At 68.6% G+C, this 2552-nt stretch carries 3 protein-coding genes; all 3 read left to right on the top strand.

The genetic code is table 11. From position 1 onward, the window contains the following. Positions 1-5: 5 nt before the first annotated feature. The 3 genes from ACFTZB_RS44950 (at position 6) to purU (ending at position 2503) form a co-directional block, all read left to right on the top strand. The gene (locus ACFTZB_RS44950) at positions 6-632 is read left to right on the top strand and encodes a cyclodeaminase/cyclohydrolase family protein (RefSeq protein WP_378442381.1); all 627 of its coding nucleotides are present in this window, start codon (positions 6-8) and stop codon (positions 630-632) included. Then, complete coding sequence (locus ACFTZB_RS44945) at positions 629-1540, top strand: bifunctional 5,10-methylenetetrahydrofolate dehydrogenase/5,10-methenyltetrahydrofolate cyclohydrolase (protein WP_378442379.1); 912 nt, start codon at positions 629-631, stop codon at positions 1538-1540. The genes ACFTZB_RS44950 and ACFTZB_RS44945 overlap by 4 nt, the downstream gene beginning before the upstream one ends. Positions 1541-1654: 114 nt before the next feature. Then, on the top strand, positions 1655-2503 hold the full coding sequence (gene purU, locus ACFTZB_RS44940) for a formyltetrahydrofolate deformylase (protein ID WP_378442377.1): 849 nt from the start codon (positions 1655-1657) through the stop codon (positions 2501-2503). Positions 2504-2552: the final 49 nt, after the last annotated feature.

Raw genomic sequence — 2552 nt, 5'->3', positions numbered from 1 at the left:
CCGTCATGAGCATCCGGCACGACACGGTCACCGGGTTCCTGGACTCGCTCGCCGATCGAACCCCCGCGCCCGGCGGCGGCGCGACCGGCGCACTCCATCTCGGCCAGGCCGCGGCGCTGGTCTCGATGGTCGCCCGTTACACCACCGGCAAGAGGTACGCCGACCACGGGATGCTCGTCGAACGCATCTGCGCGTCCGCGGATGCGTTCCGAGAGAAGGCACTGCAGTTCGCCGAGGACGACATGGCCGCGTTCACGGCCGTCATCGACGCCTACCGTCTCCCCCGGGAAACCGAGGAAGAATCGGGGGCGCGTACAGCGGCGATCGCGACCGCACTCGCCGGCGCGGCCGCGGTGCCCGCCGAGGTGGTGGTCGCGGCGGGCGACGTCGTCGCACTCGCCGACGTCCTGCTGCCGGTGGCGAACCCCACCGTCGTCAGCGACGTCGCGGCCGCCGCCGAGGCCGCCCGCGCCGCCGCCACCACCGCCCGGGTCAACATCGAGGTGAACCTGCCCGGTATCACCGATGCAGACACCCGCCGGTCCCTCACCGAATGCCTGGCCGGCGTCGACACGATCGTCGAGCGCGCCGAGGCAGTCACCACCCGAGTACGAAAGCAGCTGAGTTCATGACCAGAAGCCTCGGTGGCGCCGAACTCGCCACCACCATCCGAGACGACGCATCCGGCGCCGCCGCCGCTCTCGCCGACCTCGGAATCCGGCCCAGGCTGGCAGTCGTCCTGGCCACCGACGACGAATCGACCGCCTGGTACGTGCGCTCCATCGCGGCGGCCGCGAAACGCACCGGAATCTTGTGTGACATCGTGGATCTCGGTGCGTCGGCGACCACGGGGCAGATCCACGGCACGCTCGTCGAACTCGGCCACGACCCGGACGTCCACGGAATCATCCTGCAGACGCCCCTGCCGGACGGAACCGACCTCGACGCGCTGCGGGAGGCGATCAACCCCGCCAAGGACATCGACGGCGCGAACCCGGTCAGCCTCGGCCGCCTCGTCGCGCGTCTGCCCGCTTTCGCGCCCGCCACCGCACGGGCCGTGATCGCGCTGCTCGATCACCACGGAATCTCCCCGCACGGCAGGACCGCCGCGGTGGTCGGCAGATCCACGGTGGTCGGAAGTCCGGTCGCGAACCTCCTCGTGCAGCGCAACGCGACGGTGACCGTCTGCCACCGGCACACCACCGACCTGGCTGCAGGCACCCGTGACGCCGACATTCTCGTCGTCGCCGTCGGCATTCCCGGACTGGTCACCGCCGAGCACGTCGCCGACGGCGCCGTCGTCATCGACGTCGGGACCACAGCGACCACCGACGGCCGGCTGCTCGGTGACGTCGACGCCCAGGCCGTGGACGGCCGGGCCGGTGCGCTCACCCCGGTCCCCGGAGGGGTGGGACCGGTGACCACCGCGTTACTGATCGCCCACACGGTCGATGCCGCCGCCGCCCAGCACGCCCAGCACGCCCAGCACGCCCAGACCCGATCGGACTCGGTGCTCGCCGGATTCCGAAGCGGCGTCTGACTTTCGCCTCCAGCCCTTGACCACCCGTCCCGCCTGAAATAGCATCGACCATGCTGATATATCAGTTTGCTCGGACTAATACCTCAATTTGATTCCGGCATCGAGGAGACCCACATGACCCAAACCTTCACCCTGACGCTCAGCTGCGCTCAGCGTCCCGGGATCGTTCACGCCGTCAGTTCCTTTCTCTTCGAGCAGAACTGCGATATCGCCGAGCATCAGCAGTTCGACGACACCCGGAGCGACGCGTTCTTCCTCCGCACCTCATTCGTGTCAGCGGGTGACGTCGACATCGAGCACTTGACCGCCCAATTCGCCGACGTGGCCGCGAGATTCGGCATGACGTTCAACTTCAACGGCAGTGACCTACCCCGCGTGATCGTGATGGTCTCCAAGATGGGCCACTGCCTCAACGACCTCATCTTCCGCTGGCGAGCGGGCAACCTCGGCGCCGAACTCGTCGCCGTCGTGTCCAACCACGAGGTGCTGCGCCCGATGGCCGAGGCCGCCGGCCTGCCGTTCGTCCACGTCCCCGTCACACCGACCACCAAGCCGGAGGCCGAGGCCCGGCTACTCGAACTCGTCGAGGAGTTCGACGCGGATCTCGTGGTTCTCGCGCGGTACATGCAGGTGCTGTCGGACGACGCGTGCCGCGCACTGCGTGGACGCGCGATCAACATCCACCACTCGTTCCTGCCCGGCTTCAAGGGCGCCAAGCCCTACCACCAGGCGTTCGATCGCGGAGTCAAGCAAGTCGGCGCCACCGCCCACTACGTGACACCCGACCTGGACGAGGGACCCATCATCGAGCAGGAAGTCATCCGCATCGACCACTCCTTCGACCCGGCGCGACTCGCCACAGTCGGGCAGGACGCCGAGGCCCTCGCGCTGTCCCGGGCCGTGCGCTGGCACTGCGAGAACCGGGTCCTGCTGCACGGGCACCGAACGGTCGTCTTCAGCTGAGGCGGCTCCGCCGCCCGTGAGTGGTTAACGAGTCCAGAGACTCGTTAAC

Source organism: Rhodococcus sp. NPDC057014 (assembly GCF_042673295.1).
Lineage (GTDB): Bacteria > Actinomycetota > Actinomycetes > Mycobacteriales > Mycobacteriaceae > Rhodococcus_F.
Note: the sequence above shows the minus strand (reverse complement) of the source record. Positions and strands in the feature narration are given on the sequence as shown.

Excerpts from the sequence above, each read along its gene's own strand:
- ACFTZB_RS44945 (WP_378442379.1), top strand. The coding sequence starts at position 629 with ATGACCAGAAGCCTCGGTGGCGCCGAACTCGCCACCACCATCCGAGAC.
- ACFTZB_RS44950 (WP_378442381.1), top strand. The coding sequence starts at position 6 with ATGAGCATCCGGCACGACACGGTCACCGGGTTCCTGGACTCGCTCGCC.
- purU (WP_378442377.1), top strand. The coding sequence starts at position 1,655 with ATGACCCAAACCTTCACCCTGACGCTCAGCTGCGCTCAGCGTCCCGGG.